Source organism: Rhodobacter sp. P1_C2, from assembly GCF_056406375.1.
Map to the genome: position 1 here is coordinate 81022 of NZ_JBFUAG010000002.1, position 15898 is coordinate 96919.

14 protein-coding genes and 1 tRNA gene are annotated in these 15898 nt (G+C 66.9%); 10 read left to right on the top strand and 5 right to left on the bottom strand.

Going from position 1 to position 15898, the window contains the following annotated elements:
* Positions 1 to 133: 133 nt before the first annotated feature.
* Positions 134 to 1324: a phosphoglycerate kinase gene (locus AC1DZT_RS03185; RefSeq protein WP_478005153.1), complete on the top strand. Its 1191-nt coding sequence runs from the start codon at positions 134 to 136 to the stop codon at positions 1322 to 1324.
* Positions 1325 to 1410: 86 nt separating this feature from the next.
* A complete protein-coding gene (locus AC1DZT_RS03190; protein WP_478005154.1) occupies positions 1411 to 1857 on the top strand; it encodes an N-acetyltransferase family protein in 447 nt (148 codons plus the stop codon).
* A 19-nt stretch (positions 1858 to 1876) separates the two neighbouring features.
* Here AC1DZT_RS03190 and AC1DZT_RS03195 read toward each other — a convergent pair whose 3' ends face one another.
* The 4 genes from AC1DZT_RS03195 to AC1DZT_RS03210 form a co-directional block, all read right to left on the bottom strand.
* Positions 1877 to 2638: a squalene/phytoene synthase family protein gene (locus AC1DZT_RS03195; RefSeq protein ID WP_478005155.1), complete on the bottom strand. Its 762-nt coding sequence runs from the start codon at positions 2636 to 2638 to the stop codon at positions 1877 to 1879.
* On the bottom strand, positions 2635 to 4263 hold the full coding sequence (gene cimA, locus AC1DZT_RS03200; RefSeq protein ID WP_478005156.1) for a citramalate synthase: 1629 nt from the start codon (positions 4261 to 4263) through the stop codon (positions 2635 to 2637). Before cimA ends, AC1DZT_RS03195 begins: the two co-directional genes overlap by 4 nt.
* Before the next feature lie 94 nt (positions 4264 to 4357).
* Positions 4358 to 5749, bottom strand: a complete 1392-nt coding sequence (cysS, locus tag AC1DZT_RS03205; RefSeq protein WP_478005157.1) for a cysteine--tRNA ligase — start codon at positions 5747 to 5749, stop codon at positions 4358 to 4360.
* 211 nt (positions 5750 to 5960) lie between these two features.
* On the bottom strand, positions 5961 to 6578 hold the full coding sequence (locus tag AC1DZT_RS03210) for a DUF6778 family protein (protein WP_478005158.1): 618 nt from the start codon (positions 6576 to 6578) through the stop codon (positions 5961 to 5963).
* A gap of 296 nt (positions 6579 to 6874) precedes the next feature.
* Between AC1DZT_RS03210 and AC1DZT_RS03215 the strand changes: the two genes are divergently transcribed.
* The 8 genes from AC1DZT_RS03215 (at position 6875) to AC1DZT_RS03250 (ending at position 14152) form a co-directional block, all read left to right on the top strand.
* A complete protein-coding gene (locus AC1DZT_RS03215; protein ID WP_478005159.1) occupies positions 6875 to 8254 on the top strand; it encodes a pyridoxal phosphate-dependent decarboxylase family protein in 1380 nt (459 codons plus the stop codon).
* Entirely contained in the window at positions 8251 to 8874 is a 624-nt protein-coding gene (locus AC1DZT_RS03220) for a hypothetical protein (RefSeq protein ID WP_478005160.1), read from the top strand. Before AC1DZT_RS03215 ends, AC1DZT_RS03220 begins: the two co-directional genes overlap by 4 nt.
* Positions 8875 to 9121: 247 nt before the next feature.
* Complete coding sequence (locus tag AC1DZT_RS03225; protein ID WP_478005161.1) at positions 9122 to 11161, top strand: ASKHA domain-containing protein; 2040 nt, start codon at positions 9122 to 9124, stop codon at positions 11159 to 11161.
* Positions 11162 to 11242: 81 nt separating this feature from the next.
* Positions 11243 to 11782, top strand: coding sequence for a sigma-70 family RNA polymerase sigma factor (locus AC1DZT_RS03230; protein WP_478005162.1), 540 nt, complete (start codon positions 11243 to 11245; stop codon positions 11780 to 11782).
* On the top strand, positions 11779 to 12429 hold the full coding sequence (locus tag AC1DZT_RS03235) for an anti-sigma factor (protein ID WP_478005163.1): 651 nt from the start codon (positions 11779 to 11781) through the stop codon (positions 12427 to 12429). The genes AC1DZT_RS03230 and AC1DZT_RS03235 overlap by 4 nt, the downstream gene beginning before the upstream one ends.
* A 234-nt stretch (positions 12430 to 12663) precedes the next feature.
* Positions 12664 to 13227, top strand: a complete 564-nt coding sequence (locus AC1DZT_RS03240) for a fasciclin domain-containing protein (protein WP_478005164.1) — start codon at positions 12664 to 12666, stop codon at positions 13225 to 13227.
* 441 nt (positions 13228 to 13668) lie between these two features.
* Positions 13669 to 13742: transfer RNA gene (locus AC1DZT_RS03245), tRNA-Gly, on the top strand.
* A gap of 56 nt (positions 13743 to 13798) precedes the next feature.
* Positions 13799 to 14152 (top strand): RidA family protein, encoded by a 354-nt coding sequence (locus AC1DZT_RS03250; RefSeq protein ID WP_478005165.1) that lies wholly within the window; start codon positions 13799 to 13801, stop codon positions 14150 to 14152.
* 144 nt (positions 14153 to 14296) lie between these two features.
* Here the strand turns inward: AC1DZT_RS03250 and pgi are convergent, their stop codons facing one another.
* The gene (gene pgi, locus AC1DZT_RS03255; RefSeq protein ID WP_478005166.1) at positions 14297 to 15898 is read right to left on the bottom strand and encodes a glucose-6-phosphate isomerase; all 1602 of its coding nucleotides are present in this window, start codon (positions 15896 to 15898) and stop codon (positions 14297 to 14299) included.

Below are 15898 nucleotides of genomic sequence, written 5' to 3' on the forward strand. Positions count from 1 at the left end.
GCGCCGGTAGGACGCGGGCTTGGCTTGCATTTGGCGCAGAAACTATCCGAAAGCGGGGGTCAAGGGAAAGGCCCGACAGTTGACCTTTGCCGGCTTTGCGCGGAAACAGGAGCAAATCAGACAGGAGGCATGGATGGCCTGGAAGACGATCGACGATGTGGCGCTGGCGGGCAAGGTTGTCCTGACCCGGGTGGACATCAACGTGCCGATGGAAGGCGATGTCGTCACCGACACGACCCGCATCGACAAGATCCGCACCACCGTGGAGGATATCATTGCACTGGGCGGTCAGGTCGTGCTTCTGGCCCATTTCGACCGGCCCAAGGGCAAGGTCGTCCCCGAGATGAGCCTCGGCCGGATCCGCGCCGCGGTGGAGGCCTCGCTCGGCCGCAAGGTGATCTTTGCCGCCGACTGCGTGGGCCCGGTGGCGGAAGAGGCGATCAAATCGGCGGCGCAGGGCGATGTGGTGCTGTTGGAAAACACCCGCTTTCACCCCGGCGAAGAGAAGAACGACCCGAAACTGGCCGCCGAAATGGCCGCTCTCGGCGATATCTTCGTCAATGACGCCTTCTCGGCCGCGCACCGCGCCCATGCCTCGACCGAGGCGCTGGCGCGGCTTCTGCCCGCCGCTGCGGGCCGCTTGATGGAGGCGGAACTGAAGGCGCTGGAAGCCGCCCTCGGCACGCCGGAGCGTCCGGTGGTGGCGGTGGTCGGCGGGGCCAAGGTCTCGACCAAGCTGGAGCTTCTGGGCAACCTCGTGAGCAAGGTCGATCACCTGGTGATCGGCGGCGGCATGGCGAACACCTTCCTCGTGGCGCAGGGCATCGAGGTCGGGAAGTCCCTGGCCGAGCGTGACATGGCGCCGACCGCGCTGGAGATCCTCGCCAAGGCCAAGGCGGCGGGCTGCACCATCCACCTGCCGGTCGATGTGGTCGTGGCGGGCGCGTTCAAGGCCGGGGCGGCCAACAAGGTCGTGGCGGCCAAGGATTGCCCGGCCGACCAGATGATTCTGGATGCGGGCCCGAAGACCGTGGCCGAACTGACGAAGGTCTTTGCCACCTGCAAGACGCTGATCTGGAACGGCCCGCTCGGCGCTTTCGAGATCACCCCCTTCGATGCCGCCACCACGGCGGCGGCGCGGGCGGCGGCGGAGCTGACCCGGGCCGGCAAGCTGATCTCGGTCGCGGGCGGCGGCGACACCGTCTCGGCCCTGAACCATGCCGGGGTGGCGCAGGACTTCACCTTCATCTCGACCGCAGGCGGTGCCTTCCTTGAATGGATGGAGGGCAAGGAATTGCCCGGCGTCGCGGCGCTGATGGGCTAAGAGCCTCCGGCGGGGATATTTTCGTCTGGATGAAGGGGGGTGCGGGGGGAGACCTTTGCACCCCTTCGGCTTTAAGGGAGGGGAAGATGCGGATCAGGGCGGCGATCGAGGCGGATCTGGCGGAGGTGCTGGCCATGGTGCAGGCGCTGACGCGGCATCACGACGATATGCCTTCGGTGACGGAGGCGAGCCTGTGGCGGGATGTCTTCGGGCCGGAGCCTTGGTTTCGCGTGCTGGTGGCGGAGGGCGCGGCGGGGCTTCTGGGCTATGCCGCCACCCTGCCCCTCGCCCGACTGGGCTATGGCGCGCGGGGGATGGACCTGCATCACCTCTTCGTGGTGGAGGGCGCGCGCGGCGCGGGCGTCGGGCGCGCCCTCGTCGCGGCTTGCGAGGATCAGGCCCGCGCCCTCGGCTGCAGCTATCTGATCATCGGCACCCATCCGGGCAATCTTGTGGCGCAGGCCTATTACCAGAGCCTCGGCTATGCGCCGATGCCCAGCACTTCCGTCCGCTTCACCAAGGTTCTGGATTGAAGCGCGCTTCGGGGCGCTCTCAGAACCGCCCTGTCGCGGCCATCCAGAGCAGGCCACCGCGGCGGGAGAACTCCGACAGGGCGAGCTTGCCCTCGGCCACTCGGGTCGGGTTGTCATAGGCCTGACGCAGCAGCGGCCCGGCCTGCCAGCCCGCAAGGGCCGCCGGGGCGGCGCGCCCGAACAGCCCGCGCTGGTTGCGCGCGATGGTCAGGTGGTTCAACCCCTCGGCGGCCAGAATGCGGATCGCCTTGGGGTCGGGATCGACCAGGGGGCGCAGGTTGCGCGCGGTCAGGGCCGGCACCGCCCGCAGGTAATTCGCCAGACCCGCGGCCCAGCCAAGCGCGCGAAAGGCCGTCTCGGCCTCGGGTGCCGCGCCAAGGGTCAGACCGGCGGCCCAGAACAGCGTCGCCGAGGTCTCCTCGATATAGGCGTCAAAGGCGCTGTCCGAGGCGAAGGGCTCGCGGGTGATGTCGTGCCGCCGCGCCTCGATCACCCGGTCGAGCAGGGCGGCAAGGCCCGGCGTCTGGCTGGCAAGGTCGAAGAGCGGCCCGGCCACCTCATGCGCGCGGGGGGCTTTGGCCGCCAGAATATCGCGCCAAAACTGCAGCCGCATCTCGGCGATCAGCGGTTGCTGGGTGACCCAGGGGGCCCGCGCCACCTCGAGGTTGAAGGCGTAAAGCGGCCAGAGCCGCGCCCGTGCAGAGATGGGCGCGGCCATGACGGCGGCAAAGCGGTCAGGGTCGCCGCGCTGAACCAGCGCGGCGCAGGCGTCGAGGCTCATGCCACCTGCCCCAGACCGACATCGCGGATCAGCTTCCAGGTCACCGCATCCAGCAGCGCCTCGAAACTCGCGTCGACTATGTTGGCCGAGACGCCGACCGTGCTCCAGCGCTGGCCCGAGGAATCCTCGCTGTCGATGATGACGCGGGTCACGGCCTCGGTGCCGCCCTGGGTGATGCGGACCTTGAAATCGACCAGATGCAGATCGTCGATCACCGCCTGATAGGGGCCAAGATCCTTGGCCAAGGCCTTGGACAGGGCGTTGACCGGGCCATGATCCTGCCCCGTCTCATCGGCGCTGTCGCTGACCGACATCATCATCTGATCGCCGATCTTCACCACCACCACCGCCTCCGACAGGGTCGTCGTCCGGCCGGAGGAGGATTTGCGCCGCTCCACCGTCACGCGGTAGCGCAGCACCTCGAAAAAGGTCGGACAAAGCCCAAGCGCCCGCCGCGCCAAGAGTTCGAACGAGGCTTGCGCCCCGTCATAGGCATAGCCCTGATCCTCGCGCTCCTTGACCGCATCGAGGATCTGCGACAGCCGCGCATCCCCCGCCGCGATCGAGATGCCGATGGCGGCCAGCCGGGCACGCAGGTTGCTCTGCCCGGCCTGGTTGCTCATCGGGATGACCCGGGCGTTGCCCACGACCGAGGGGTCGACATGCTCGTAAGTCGAAGGGTTCTTCAGGATCGCCGAGGCATGCAGCCCCGCCTTATGCGCAAAGGCCGAGGCCCCGACATAGGGCGCCTGGCGCAGGGGAACCCGGTTCAGGATATCGTCCAGCATCCGGCTGTCGCGGAGCAGCCCGGTCAAGGCCTCGGGGGAAACGCCGGTGTCGAACTGGCTGGCATAGGGATCCTTCAGCAAGAGCGTCGGGATCAGCGTGGTGAGGTTCGCATTGCCGCAGCGCTCGCCCAGGCCGTTCAGCGTGCCCTGGATCTGCCGCACGCCGGCCTCCACCGCCGCCAACGAATTGGCCACGGCATGGCCGGTGTCGTCATGGCAATGGATGCCAAGCCGATCGCCCGGGATGCCCGCAGCAGCCACCACCTCCTTCACGATGCGGAAGACTTCCGAGGGCAAGGTACCGCCATTGGTGTCGCACAAGACCAGCCAGCGCGCCCCGGCTTCCCAGGCCGCCCGCAGACAGGACAGCGCATAGGCCGGGTTCGCCTTGTAGCCGTCAAAGAAATGCTCGGCATCGAACAGCGCCTCGCGGCCCTGCCCCACGACATGGGCAAAGCTCTCGGCAATCGCCTGGCGGTTCTCCTCCAGCGTCACGCCGAGGGCGGTGGTGACATGAAACTCATGCGTCTTGCCGACGAGGCATACCGCCGGCGTCTGCGCATTCAGGACCAGCGCCAGCACATCGTCATTCTCGGCCGAGCGTCCGACGCGCTTGGTCATCCCGAAGGCCGTCATCGTGGCCCGCGTGCGCGGCGGGCTGGCGAAGAACTCGCTGTCGGTCGGATTGGCCCCCGGCCAGCCACCCTCGATGTAATCCACCCCCAAAGCATCCAGCGCCACCGCGATCTGGCGCTTTTCATTGGTGGAAAACTGCACGCCCTGCGTCTGCTGCCCATCGCGCAGCGTGGTGTCAAAGAGGTAAAGCCGCTCTTTCATTTCTTCACCCTTTCACACTGGTTCAAATATCCCCGGGGGTCGCGCGCAGCGCGAAGGGGGCAGGCAGCCCCCTGATTTTTCGCAGAAAAATCGTTCACTTCAGCGCCTCCAGCTTGGCCGCATCAAAACCCGCGCCGGGCAACAATTCCACCCCGGCCTTCGACATCCGCACTTCCACCCCCGCCGCCACCAGCGCGGCCTTCATCGCATCGACGGCCGAGAAATCCTTGGCCGCCATTGCCGCGGCCCGCAGATCCGCGAGCTTCCCGGCAAGCGCGGAAAGATCCACCGCCCCCACCCAGGCCCCCATCTCTTCCGTCAAAAGCCCCAAGAGATGCCCCGAGGCGAGAAGCCCCGCGAAATCGCCCCGCCCCGCCGCCGCATGCATCTCGGCCAGGGCCCCGGCCGTGTTCAGATCGTCCGCCAGCGCAGAAATCACCCCCGGCAGCGGGCTTGGCGCGGGCTCGATGCCCGCGACGAGGCCACGCCACTTGCGCAAGGTGGCCTCGGCCTGCGCAGCCTTCTCCGCCGTCCAGTCCATCGGCTTGCCGTAATGGGTGCCGAGGAAGACCATCCGGATCACCTCGCCCGGCACGCCCTTGTCCAGCAAATCGCGCACGGTGAAGAAGTTGCCCAAGCTCTTGGACATCTTCCGCCCCTCGACCTGCAGCATCTCGTTGTGCATCCAGACCCGCGCAAAGCCCGCCTCGGGATGGGCGCAGCGGCTCTGGGCGATCTCGTTCTCATGATGGGGGAATTGCAGATCGAGGCCGCCGCCGTGGATGTCGAAGGCCGCGCCCAGAAGTTCATGGCTCATGGCCGAGCATTCGATATGCCAGCCCGGCCGCCCGCGGCCCCAGGGGCTTTCCCAACCGGGCAGATCGGCGTCCGACGGCTTCCAGAGGACGAAATCCATCGGGTCCTCCTTGAAGGGCGCCACTTCCACCCGTGCGCCTGCGATCATGTCATCGACCGAGCGGCCCGACAAAGCGCCGTAATCCTTGTAGGAGCGCACCCGGAACAGCACATGGCCCTGCTTCTCGTAAGCATGGCCCGAGGCGATCAGCCCTTCGATCATCGCGATCATCTGGCCGATGAAATCGGTGGCGCGCGGCTCCATCGAGGGGCGCAGCGCGCCCAGGGCATCCATATCGGCGTGATACCAGCCGATCGTCTCGTCGGTGCGCTCGTGGATCAAGGCCTCCAGATCGCGCGGGTCGCCTGCGGCCTTGCGGGCCTGGGCGGTCGCGTTGATCTTGTCGTCCACATCGGTGAAATTGCGCACATAGGTGACATGGCCCGCGCGATAGACATGGCGGAGCAGCCGGAACAGCACGTCGAAGACCACGACGGGCCGCGCATTGCCGATATGGGCGCGGTCATAGACCGTCGGTCCGCAGACATAGATCCGCACATTCATGGGATCAATCGGCGCGAAATCCTCTTTCGCGCGCGTCGCCGTGTTATGCAGCCGGATCGTCGTCATGGTCCCTCCAAACGCCCCAAAATGCCCACCAATTCCCCCCGCGGGCGGAACCGGCTTCGTTCGGAGTGACGAAAGGACGGAGCCGCCTGACGAAAGTCAGTCGGTAATGCAGCACAGAATGATGATGCTCTTGCCCGTCATGCGCCGCCTTCTAACGAAAGAAGGCGGCCAAACCAAGGGGAAACTTGCGACCGGCGCAGGGTGGGCCGGATCAGTCGCCGAGACGGGTGAAGGTGCCCCGGTCATCCGGCCCGATGCCGAGCCAGGCGGCCACGGTGGCGGCGACATGCTGGGTGATCATCGACTTCTGGGTCACCCCCCGCGCCCGGGCATCCTTCATCTGCTGGCCCGACCAGGCCGGCAGGTCGGCCTGGATATGCACCGGCCCCGACAGGACCTGATGGCTGCGGGCATCGACGACCTGGATGTCGAACTGGATGTTGTGCACCCCGGCATCCGACAGCCGGGTTTCCGCCTCGAAGGACAGGGCGTGGAAACGGCTGACCGTGGCCTGCAGCACCACCGGGAAGGGCCCGTGCAGGCCGCGCGCGCCAGCCGCAATCGCGGTCTGCATGATCAGCGCCACCTGGGCATGGCGGTCGCCCTTGGGATCATCCTCGCGCCAGACGATATCGGCCCGCGGCAAGAGCGTCTTCTCCTCCGACACGGTCAGGCTCTGCGGCACATCGACCTGCACCCCGACGACCCGCCAGGCCCGCGTCACATCGGGCGAAAGCTGCGCCGGGAAAGAGGTGGCATAGGTCCCGCCGCAAGCGGCCAGGGGCAGGGACAGGGCCGAGAGCAGGAACAGACGACGCGAGATTGACATGATTTCACTCCACAGAACATTCCGCACGCCATGTTGCACGGATCGCGGCCTTGGTCCCACAGGATTGCGGCGCATTTTCGGCGGATTGATCCCTTCTTGCGGTCTTTGGTTCCAGATCGGGGTCAATCCCGGCCCAAACGCCGCTTTGCCGCCGCCTTCGCCGGAAAAGCCGGGCGCCGCGCCGCCGTCTCGCCGCAAGGACATGGGCCACTGCCCCGGCGGCGCCCCAAGGCGCATTGCTTGCCAAATCCGGGCGCTTCTGCCTTGATCGGCGGGGCCTGAGCGGGAGGATAACGATGAACCATGACGATCTGCGCGACTGGTCAAAGAAGGCCGCCGACTGGGCGCATGGCTACCACGCGGGCCTGCGCGACCGCCCGGTGCGCGCCCCCCTCACCCCCGGCGCCATCGCCCGCCAGCTGCCCGCCACCCCGCCCGAGGCTGCCGAGCCGATGGAGGCGATCTTCGCCGATTTCGACCGCATCGTGCCGCCCGGCCTGACCCATTGGCAGCACCCGCGCTTCTTCGCCTATTTCCCGGCCAATGCCTCACCCGCCTCGATGCTGGCCGAGCAATTGGCCAATGCCATCGCAGCCCAGGGCATGCTCTGGCAGACCTCGCCCGCCGTGACCGAGGTCGAAGAGGTGATGATCGACTGGCTGCGCCAGGCGCTGGGCCTGCCCGAGGGCTTCACCGGCACGATCCACGACAGCGCCACCACCGCCACCCTCTCTGCCGTGCTGACCATGCGCGAACAGGCGCTGGACTGGCAGGGCCTGACCGAGGGGCTGGCGGGCCAGAGGCGCCTGCGGATCTATGCCAGCGCCGAGACGCATTCCTCGATCGACAAGGCAGTCCGCGTCGCCGGGATCGGCCAGTCGAACCTGGTCAAGGTGCCGACCGATTCCCGGCTGTCGATGGACCCGCAGGCGCTCGACGCCGCGATCTCCGCCGACCTCGCCGCAGGCCATCTGCCCGCCGGCGTGGTGCTCTGCGCCGGTGGCACCTCGGTCGGCGCCTTCGACCGGATCGGCGCCTGCATCGCCGTGGCGAAGGCGCATGGCCTGCCGGTGCATGTCGATGCCGCCTGGGCCGGCTCGGCGATGATCTGCCCCGAGTTTCGCAGCCTCTGGGAGGGGGTCGAGGCGGCGGATTCCATTGTCTTCAACCCGCACAAATGGCTCGGCGCCCAGTTCGACTGCGCCGTGCAGTTCCTGCGCGACCCCGGAGCGCAGATCCGCACCCTCGGCCTGCGCCCGAGCTTCCTGCAGACCGCCGGGCGCGAGGAGGTGGTGAATTTCAACGAATGGACCGTGCCGCTCGGCCGCCGCTTCCGGGCGCTGAAACTCTGGTTCACCCTGCGCGCCTATGGGCTGGAGGGTCTGCGCACCCGCATCCGCCATCACGTCCTCTGGTCGGCAGAGCTGGCGCGCGCCTTGGCCGATCTGCCGGGGGTGACGGTGGTGACCGGCCCCAGCCTCTCGCTCTTCACCTTTGCGCTGGACACCGATGCCGCAACCGAGGCGCTCTTCACCCGGATCAACGACGATGGCCGCATCTACCTGACGCAAACCCGCCACCAGGGCCGCTTCCTGATCCGCGTCCAGGTCGGCCAGTTCGACTGCACCCGCGCGGATGTGATGATGGTGGCCGAGGTGGTGAGGGCCTTCCTGTGAGAAGCCGGGCGCCGCTGCAGAACCGTGTCCTGCCCGATCAGGCCATCGTCGCCCTGCCCGCCCGCGGCACGCTGACCGGCAACCGCGGCATCCTGCATGACGGGATGCAGGTGCTGCGTCACCGCTGGACCTCGAAAGCCTGGATCTGCTGCGCCCTGCACTGGAAAGAGGTCCGCCGGGTGCCGATGTCGGGACGCAGCTGGACCGAGCTGTTCTTCCTGGATGAGGCCGTGGCCCTTGCCGCCGGCCACCGCCCCTGCGCCACCTGCCGCCGCCCCGCCTACAAGGCCTTCCGCGCCGCCTGGACCCAGGCCGGCCTGCCCGGCACCAATGCGCCCGAGATGGACGCCCATCTCCACGCCGCCCGCCTGACCAGCGACCGCCAGCAGCAACGCCACATCGCCCCGGCCGAAAGCCTGCCCGATGGCAGCTTCATCCTGCAGGCCGGGCCCCAGCTGATCCTCGGCGATGCCGCCTTTCCCTTCACGCCCGACGGCTACCTGCCGCCGCTCCCGCGCCCCAGCGGCCCGGTCGAGCTGATGACCCCCGCGCCCAGCGTCGCCGCCCTCAGCGCCGGCTACCGCCCCCTGCTGCATCCCTCTGCCTATCCGCACCGCTGACCACCCTTTCGCCCGCGGGGGGTCTGGGGGGACGCGCAGTCCCCCCAGCCGGGTCCGCCGAGCGCCTCCCTCCCGCCTGGCCCCCTTCCACCCGCAGGGGGTCTGGGGGGACGCGCAGTCCCCCCAGCCGGGTCCGCCGAGCGCCCTCCCGTCCCCTTATGCCGCAGCCTGACCCCTTCCTGACGCATTCAGCCCTTGCCCCGGCGCCGATCCGGCCTAAAAAGCCTGCAAGCTTCAGGAGACTGCCATGCAAGATGCCACCCAGACCGACGCCCTGGTGATCTTCACCCCCTCGGGCAAGCGTGGCCGCTTTGCGCTCGGCACGCCGATCCTGAGCGCCGCGCGCCAGCTTGGTGTCGACCTCGATTCGGTCTGCGGCGGGCGCGGCATCTGCTCCAAGTGCCAGATCCAGCCCGGCTATGGCGAGTTTCCGAAATTCGGCGTCACGGTCGCCGAAGACGCCCTGTCGGAATGGAACGAGGTCGAGGCGCGCTACAAGCGGATCCGCGGCATGATCGACGGGCGGCGTCTGGGCTGCCAGGCCAAGGTGATGGGCGATGTCATCGTCGATGTGCCGCCGGAATCGCAGGTCCACAAGCAGGTGATCCGCAAGAGCGCCTCTGACCGCGTGATGGTGATGGACCCGGCGACGCGGCTTTACTTCATCGCCGTCGATGAGCCCGACATGCACGAACCGACCGGCGATTTCGAACGCGTCCAGCGCGCGCTGAAGGACCAGTGGCAGATCGAGGGGGTCAAGGCCGACCTCAGCCTGCTGCGCCGCCTGCAGCCGGCACTCCGCAAGGGCGAATGGAAGATCACGGTGGCGCTCAACAAGGGCAACCATGACGACGCCTATCACATGCTGGATATCTGGCCCGGCTTCCACGAAGGCCCGCTCCTCGGCCTCGCCATCGACCTTGGTTCGACCACCATCGCCGCCCATCTTTGCGATCTGACCGATGGCAAGGTTCTGGCCTCGGCCGGGGTGATGAACCCGCAGATCCGCTTCGGCGAGGATCTGATGAGCCGCGTCTCCTATGCGATGATGAACCCCGGCGGCGATGTCGAGATGACCGCCGCCGTCCGCGCCGCGATCAACACCCTGGCGCAAGAGATCGCGACCGAGGCCAAGGTCGAGGCCGCCTCCATTTACGAACTGGTCTTCGTTTGCAACCCGGTGATGCACCACCTCCTCCTCGGCATCGACCCGGTGGAGCTGGGCCAGGCGCCCTTCGCGCTGGCCACCTCTGGCTCGCTGAGCTTCGAGGCCAAGGAGCTGGACCTTTCGGCGGTCAACCGCACCGCCCGGGTCTATGTCCTTCCCTGCATCGCAGGCCATGTCGGCGCCGATGCCGCCGCCGTGGCTTTGGCCGAGGAACCCAACAAGTCCAAGGACATGGTGCTGATCGTCGATGTCGGCACCAATGCCGAACTTCTGCTTGGCAATGAAAGCCGGGTCCTCGCCTGCTCCTCCCCCACCGGCCCGGCGTTCGAGGGGGCGCAGATCTCCTCCGGCCAGCGCGCCGCACCGGGCGCCATCGAAAGGGTCGAGATCGACCCCGTGACCAAGGAACCGCGCTTCCGTGTCATCGGATCGGACCTCTGGTCCGATGATCCGGGCTTTGCCGAGGCGATTTCCGGCATCGGGATCAGCGGCATCTGCGGTTCGGGCATCATCGAGGTGGTGGCCGAGATGCGGATGGCGGGCCTCGTCGATGCCGGTGGCCTGATCGGCGGGCCGGACCAGACCGGCACGGCCCGTTCGGTGCCCGAGGGGCGCACGCATTCCTATGTCCTTCACGATGGCACGGCCGAGGGCGGGCCGCGGATTCTGGTGACGCAAGGCGACATCCGCGCCATCCAGCTGGCAAAGGCCGCGCTCTATGCCGGGGCCAAGCTTCTGATGGACACGATGGGGGTGGAGACGGTGGAGCGTGTCGTCCTCGCCGGGGCCTTCGGCGCCCATATCTCGCCCAAGCACGCGATGACCCTTGGCATGATCCCCGATGTGGCGCTGGACCATGTGATCTCGGCCGGCAATGCGGCGGGGACCGGGGCGCGGATCGCGCTCTGCAACCGCGCCGCCCGCGACACGATCGAATCCGTGGTGCATGACATCCACAAGGTCGAAACCGCCATCGAACCGCGCTTTCAGGAGCATTTCGTCAATGCCTCGGCGATCCCCAATGCGGTGGACCTCTTCCCGCATCTGGCCCCCCTGCCCGAGGTCAGCTTCAACACCAATGGCCAGGGCACCGAAGGCGGGCGCAGGCGGCGGCGCTAAACCGCCGCGCCCGGTGATTTCGCTGTTGTCCCCTCGCGGTAACCGCTTCCCTAACGGGAAACTTTCCCCGATAGTGGCGCCATGAGTGACGATCCGATTGCAGACTTGCTTCAGAATGTGGCCGCGCAGGACCGTGCGGCCTTTCGTCAGCTTTATTCCGAGGCCGGATCGAAACTTATGGGCGTGCTGATCCGTATGCTAGGCACAAGGGCCGAAGCGGAGGATGCGTTGCAGGAGGTTTTCACCAGAGTATGGCTCAGGGCCGGGCGCTATGATGCGACCAAGGGCCGTGGCATGACCTGGCTGATCGCCCTGTCGCGCAACCATGCGATCGACCGTCTGCGCGCGCGGCCCGACCATGTCTCGGACGATCTGGCGATGGAGGCGGCGGCCGACCCCGCCCCCCGCGCCGAAAGCCGGATGATGGCCCAGGGCGAGGCGCGGCGCATCACCGATTGCTTCGACACGCTGGAGCCCGACCGCGCCCAGGCCCTGCGCGGCGCCTATCTGGACGGGAAATCCTATATCGACCTTGCGACACGCTTTGACGTGCCGCTGAACACGATGCGGACCTGGCTGCGGCGCAGTCTGCAAAAACTGCGGGAGTGCATGGACACATGACCCCCTTCCCGCCCACCCCCGAAGAAGATGACGATTTCCTGGCCGGCGAATATGTGCTGGGCACGCTGGATCTGGCCGAGCGCAGCGCCGCCGAGGCCCGGCTGCGCGATCCCGCCTTCGCCGCCCGCGTCTCTGCCTGGGAAGAGCGTCTGTCCGGGCTGAACGCGGATTTCGCCCCGGTTCCCCTGCCCGAGAACCTCTTGCCGAAGATCGAGGCCCGGCTCTTCCCGCAGGCGCCCAAGCGCAGCTGGTGGGCCGACCTGCGGCTTTGGGGCGGTGTGGCCGTGGCCTCGGTGGCGCTGGTGGCCTACCTCGCCCTGACCCCGCCGCGCCCCGAACTGACCGCGACGATCACCGCCGATCAGGGTACCCTGCAATTCTCCGCCTCGATCACCGAGGGCCGGCTGACCATCACCCGCGTGGCCGGGGCGCCGGCCGATGCGGCCCACAGCCACGAGCTCTGGATCATCGCGGGCAACGACCCGCCGGTCTCGCTCGGCGTGATCCCGGAAGGGGTCGAGGTGATCTCGCTTCCGGGCGCCAGCGCCGGCGCCCTGCTGGCCGTGACGCTGGAACCGCCGGGCGGCTCGCCCACCGGCAAGCCCACCGGGCCGATCGTCGCCAAGGGCGCGCTGATCAAGGCCTGACCCCTCCTCGCACCTGTCGCGCAAGGCGGTCCTGCGGGGCCGCCTTCGCTTTTTCACCCCGGGGTCCCTTCTGCCCAAACCTTTGTTTTCGAACCCACTTTACTGCCGCCAAAAAACTTTCCCGAAAAATCGCGAATTTTTTGCAGGCCGGTGAAACTTCTCCCCTCCCGCTTCCGTTCCTTCAGCAGAGAGACAGGAATGGACCTGTCTCCAAGACGACTGAGGGAGACCACCATGACCCATTTCGCCAAGAAAATCGTCCTGTCGCTCGCCGTGTCCTGTGCTGCCCTGACCGCTGGCGTGGCGCTGGCCGCCAACCCGATGGTCGGCGGTGCGCCGATGCTGGAGACCAAGAACATCGTCGAAAACGCGGTGAACTCGAAAGACCACACCACGCTCGTCGCCGCTGTGAAGGCCGCGGGCCTGGTCGAAACGCTGGAAGGCAAAGGCCCCTTCACCGTCTTCGCCCCGACCAACGAAGCCTTCGCCAAGCTGCCCGCCGGCACCGTGGAAACCCTGCTGAAGCCGGAAAACCATGACACGCTGGTCAAGATCCTGACCTGCCACGTCGTGGCGGCCGATGCGATGGCCGACACCGTCAAGTCGATGATCAAGGCCGATGGCGGCAAGCACATGATCAAGACCGTCGGCGGCTGCATGCTGGAGGCCACCTCCAAGGGCGGCAAGATCATGCTGAAGGACGAACAGGGCGATGTCGCCACCGTGACCATCGCCGACGTCAAGCAATCGAACGGCGTGATCCACGTCGTCGACACGGTTCTCCTGCCCAAGATGTAAGGGCCTGGAGGGTAACGAGTGACCTTGGTTCGTGACGAGTGACCTTTAGTACAAGTAACTGCCCCTCCCCGTAGCGAGTGCCTGGGTTGACCAGTTTGTAATGTAACAAGTCTCTGGCTTACCCAGAATGTGATGTAACGAGTGCCTGGCCCGAACCTGTCGCCAAAGCCTGTCGGCGACAGGGGCGGCCAGTGCGAAGATTACAGTGCGAAGATTCCAGTGCGAAGTTTGCGGCATGCGGCGGATTTTGCCGCCGCAGATTGCGACCCTCTGACAGGCCGATGTCTGTCCCCAACGGCGGTCTGTCAGAGCAGGGTCCCTGGGCGAGTCCAGGGACCTTTTTTCATGCCCGACCGCCACCTTCCGCCGCGCACCCCATCGCGCCCCAAAGGTCATTCCCGTCTTGACGCGCCGCCGCGTCTCAATTACCTCTCCCCCCATGCGGGTGTAGCTCAATGGCAGAGCAGCAGCTTCCCAAGCTGAATACGAGGGTTCGATTCCCTTCACCCGCTCCACTTTCCAATTCAGCTTCGATGCGGTAGCAAGCCTCAGTCAACCTGAGGAGACGAAGATGAACAAGGATATCAAACGGATCGGCGTCGGCGCCCGCATGTCCGAGGCGGTCTGCTACAATGGCATCGTCTGGGTCGCAGGCCAGGTCGGCAAGCCGGGCGAGTCTGTCGCGGATCAGACCCGGACCTGCCTGGCCGAAGTCGACCGCATTCTCGCGGAAGCCGGCACCGACAAGACCCGCATCCTGTCGACCCAGATCTGGCTGGCCGACATGGCGACCTTCGGCGAGATGAATGCGGTCTGGGATCAATGGGTTCCGGCAGGCAATACCCCGGCGCGCGCCACCGGCGAGGCCAAGCTTGCGACCAAGGATTACCTTGTCGAAGTCATCGTTACGGCGGCGCTGAAGTAAAAAAGGGCCGGGGGGAGGCGCGCCTCCCCCCGGGCCCCCCAGCCTTCGGGGGCAAATGAGGCAGCGGGGTGACCTTAGCCGGCCTAACCGGGGGTTTCACACCCCCGCACCCCCGTGGGATATTTTTGGACCGATGAAAATGCTTCAGGCTTTCAGATAGGCCACAAGGGCGGCGGTGGAGCCGTCCTTGGACGCGGTGCCTTCGCGGCCTTCGAGGATCGGTTGCAGGGCGAGGGCGAGTTCCTTGCCAAGCTCGACGCCCCATTGGTCATAGGAATTGATGCCGAGGATGACGCCCTCGACGAAGACCCGGTGTTCGTAAAGTGCGATGATCTGGCCGAGCGTGAAGGGGGTCAGCTGCGGATAGGCCAGCGTTGTCGTCGGGCGGTTGCCGGGGAAGACGCGGTGGCGGGCCTGGCGGTCAAGCTCGGCCCCGGTCAGGCCTTTCTTCGCCATGATGGCGGTGGCTTCGGCCAGGGAGCGGCCCTTCAGCAGCGCCTCGGATTGCGCGAGGCAGTTCGAGACGAGGAGGAGGTGCTGGTGCGCAAGGTCGGGCTCATGGCCCTGACGCGCCACGAGGAACTCGCAGGGAATGACGCGGGTGCCCTGGTGGATCAGCTGGTAGAAGGCGTGCTGGCCATTGGTGCCGGGCTCGCCCCAGACCACCGGGCCGGAGTTATAGGGCAGATCGGCGCCATCCATCGAGACGCGCTTGCCGTTGCTCTCCATCTCCAGCTGTTGCAGATAGGCGGGCAGGCGCGACAGGCGCTGGTCATAGGGCAGGACGGCGCGGGTGGCGTAGCCGCAGATCTGGTTGTGCCAGATGCCGACGAGGGCCAGAAGCACCGGCATGTTCTGCGCGAAGGGCTTGGTCAGGAAATGCTGGTCCATCGCCCGGCCGCCGGCGAGGAATTCGTCGAAAGCCTCCGGCCCGATCGACAGCATGATACCAAGACCGATCGGCCCCCACATCGAATAGCGCCCGCCGACCCAATCCTCGAATCCGAAAACCCGTGCCGGATCAATGCCATAGGCCGAGGTCTTCTCGGCCGCCGTGGACACCGCGCAGAACTGGGCCGCGGGGTTGGCGACCTTGGCCGCCATCCAGCGCTTGGCGGTGTCGGCATTGGTCATCGTCTCGATCGTGGTGAAGGTCTTGGAGGCGACGATGACCAGCGTGGTTTCCGGGTTCAGCCCCTTCAGCGTGTCGGCGATATGGGCGCCGTCGACGTTGGAGACATAATGCAGCTTCGGCCCGTCACCCCAGGGCGACAGCGCAATCGTCGCCATCGCGGGCCCGAGGTCCGAGCCGCCGATGCCGATGTTGACCACATCGGTGATCTTGCCGCCCTGGCCCGTGAAGGCGCCCGAGCGCACGTCGCGCACGAATGCCGCCATCCGGGCGCGGGTGGCGCGGACCTCGGGCATCACGTCCTGGCCATCGACCTTGATCACCGCCTCATCCCCGGCGCGCAGCGCCGTGTGCAACACGGCGCGGCCCTCGGTCTCGTTGATCTTCTCGCCCGAGAACATCGCCTGACGCTTGCGCGCCACGCCCGAGGCCTCGGCGAGGTCGAGCAGCAGACCAAGCGCGCCCGCGTCGATATTGGTCTTGGAGAAGTCGAAGAGCATCTCGCCCGCCATCACCGAGAAGGCGGCGGCGCGGTCGGTGTCGAAAAGGTCGAGGATCTTGCGGTCGGCCACCTGGACATGGTGGGCTTTGAGCTTGGCAAAGGGATCAGACAT

Coding starts and splice junctions, on each gene's coding strand:
- AC1DZT_RS03235 (WP_478005163.1), top strand. CDS start 11,779: ATGACCCCCTTCCCGCCCACCCCCGAAGAAGATGACGATTTCCTGGCC.
- AC1DZT_RS03215 (WP_478005159.1), top strand. CDS start 6,875: ATGAACCATGACGATCTGCGCGACTGGTCAAAGAAGGCCGCCGACTGG.
- AC1DZT_RS03210 (WP_478005158.1), bottom strand. CDS start 6,578: ATGTCAATCTCGCGTCGTCTGTTCCTGCTCTCGGCCCTGTCCCTGCCC.
- AC1DZT_RS03195 (WP_478005155.1), bottom strand. CDS start 2,638: ATGAGCCTCGACGCCTGCGCCGCGCTGGTTCAGCGCGGCGACCCTGAC.
- cimA (WP_478005156.1), bottom strand. CDS start 4,263: ATGAAAGAGCGGCTTTACCTCTTTGACACCACGCTGCGCGATGGGCAG.
- AC1DZT_RS03225 (WP_478005161.1), top strand. CDS start 9,122: ATGCAAGATGCCACCCAGACCGACGCCCTGGTGATCTTCACCCCCTCG.
- AC1DZT_RS03240 (WP_478005164.1), top strand. CDS start 12,664: ATGACCCATTTCGCCAAGAAAATCGTCCTGTCGCTCGCCGTGTCCTGT.
- AC1DZT_RS03250 (WP_478005165.1), top strand. CDS start 13,799: ATGAACAAGGATATCAAACGGATCGGCGTCGGCGCCCGCATGTCCGAG.
- pgi (WP_478005166.1), bottom strand. CDS start 15,898: ATGTCTGATCCCTTTGCCAAGCTCAAAGCCCACCATGTCCAGGTGGCC.
- cysS (WP_478005157.1), bottom strand. CDS start 5,749: ATGACGACGATCCGGCTGCATAACACGGCGACGCGCGCGAAAGAGGAT.
- AC1DZT_RS03185 (WP_478005153.1), top strand. CDS start 134: ATGGCCTGGAAGACGATCGACGATGTGGCGCTGGCGGGCAAGGTTGTC.
- AC1DZT_RS03190 (WP_478005154.1), top strand. CDS start 1,411: ATGCGGATCAGGGCGGCGATCGAGGCGGATCTGGCGGAGGTGCTGGCC.
- AC1DZT_RS03230 (WP_478005162.1), top strand. CDS start 11,243: ATGAGTGACGATCCGATTGCAGACTTGCTTCAGAATGTGGCCGCGCAG.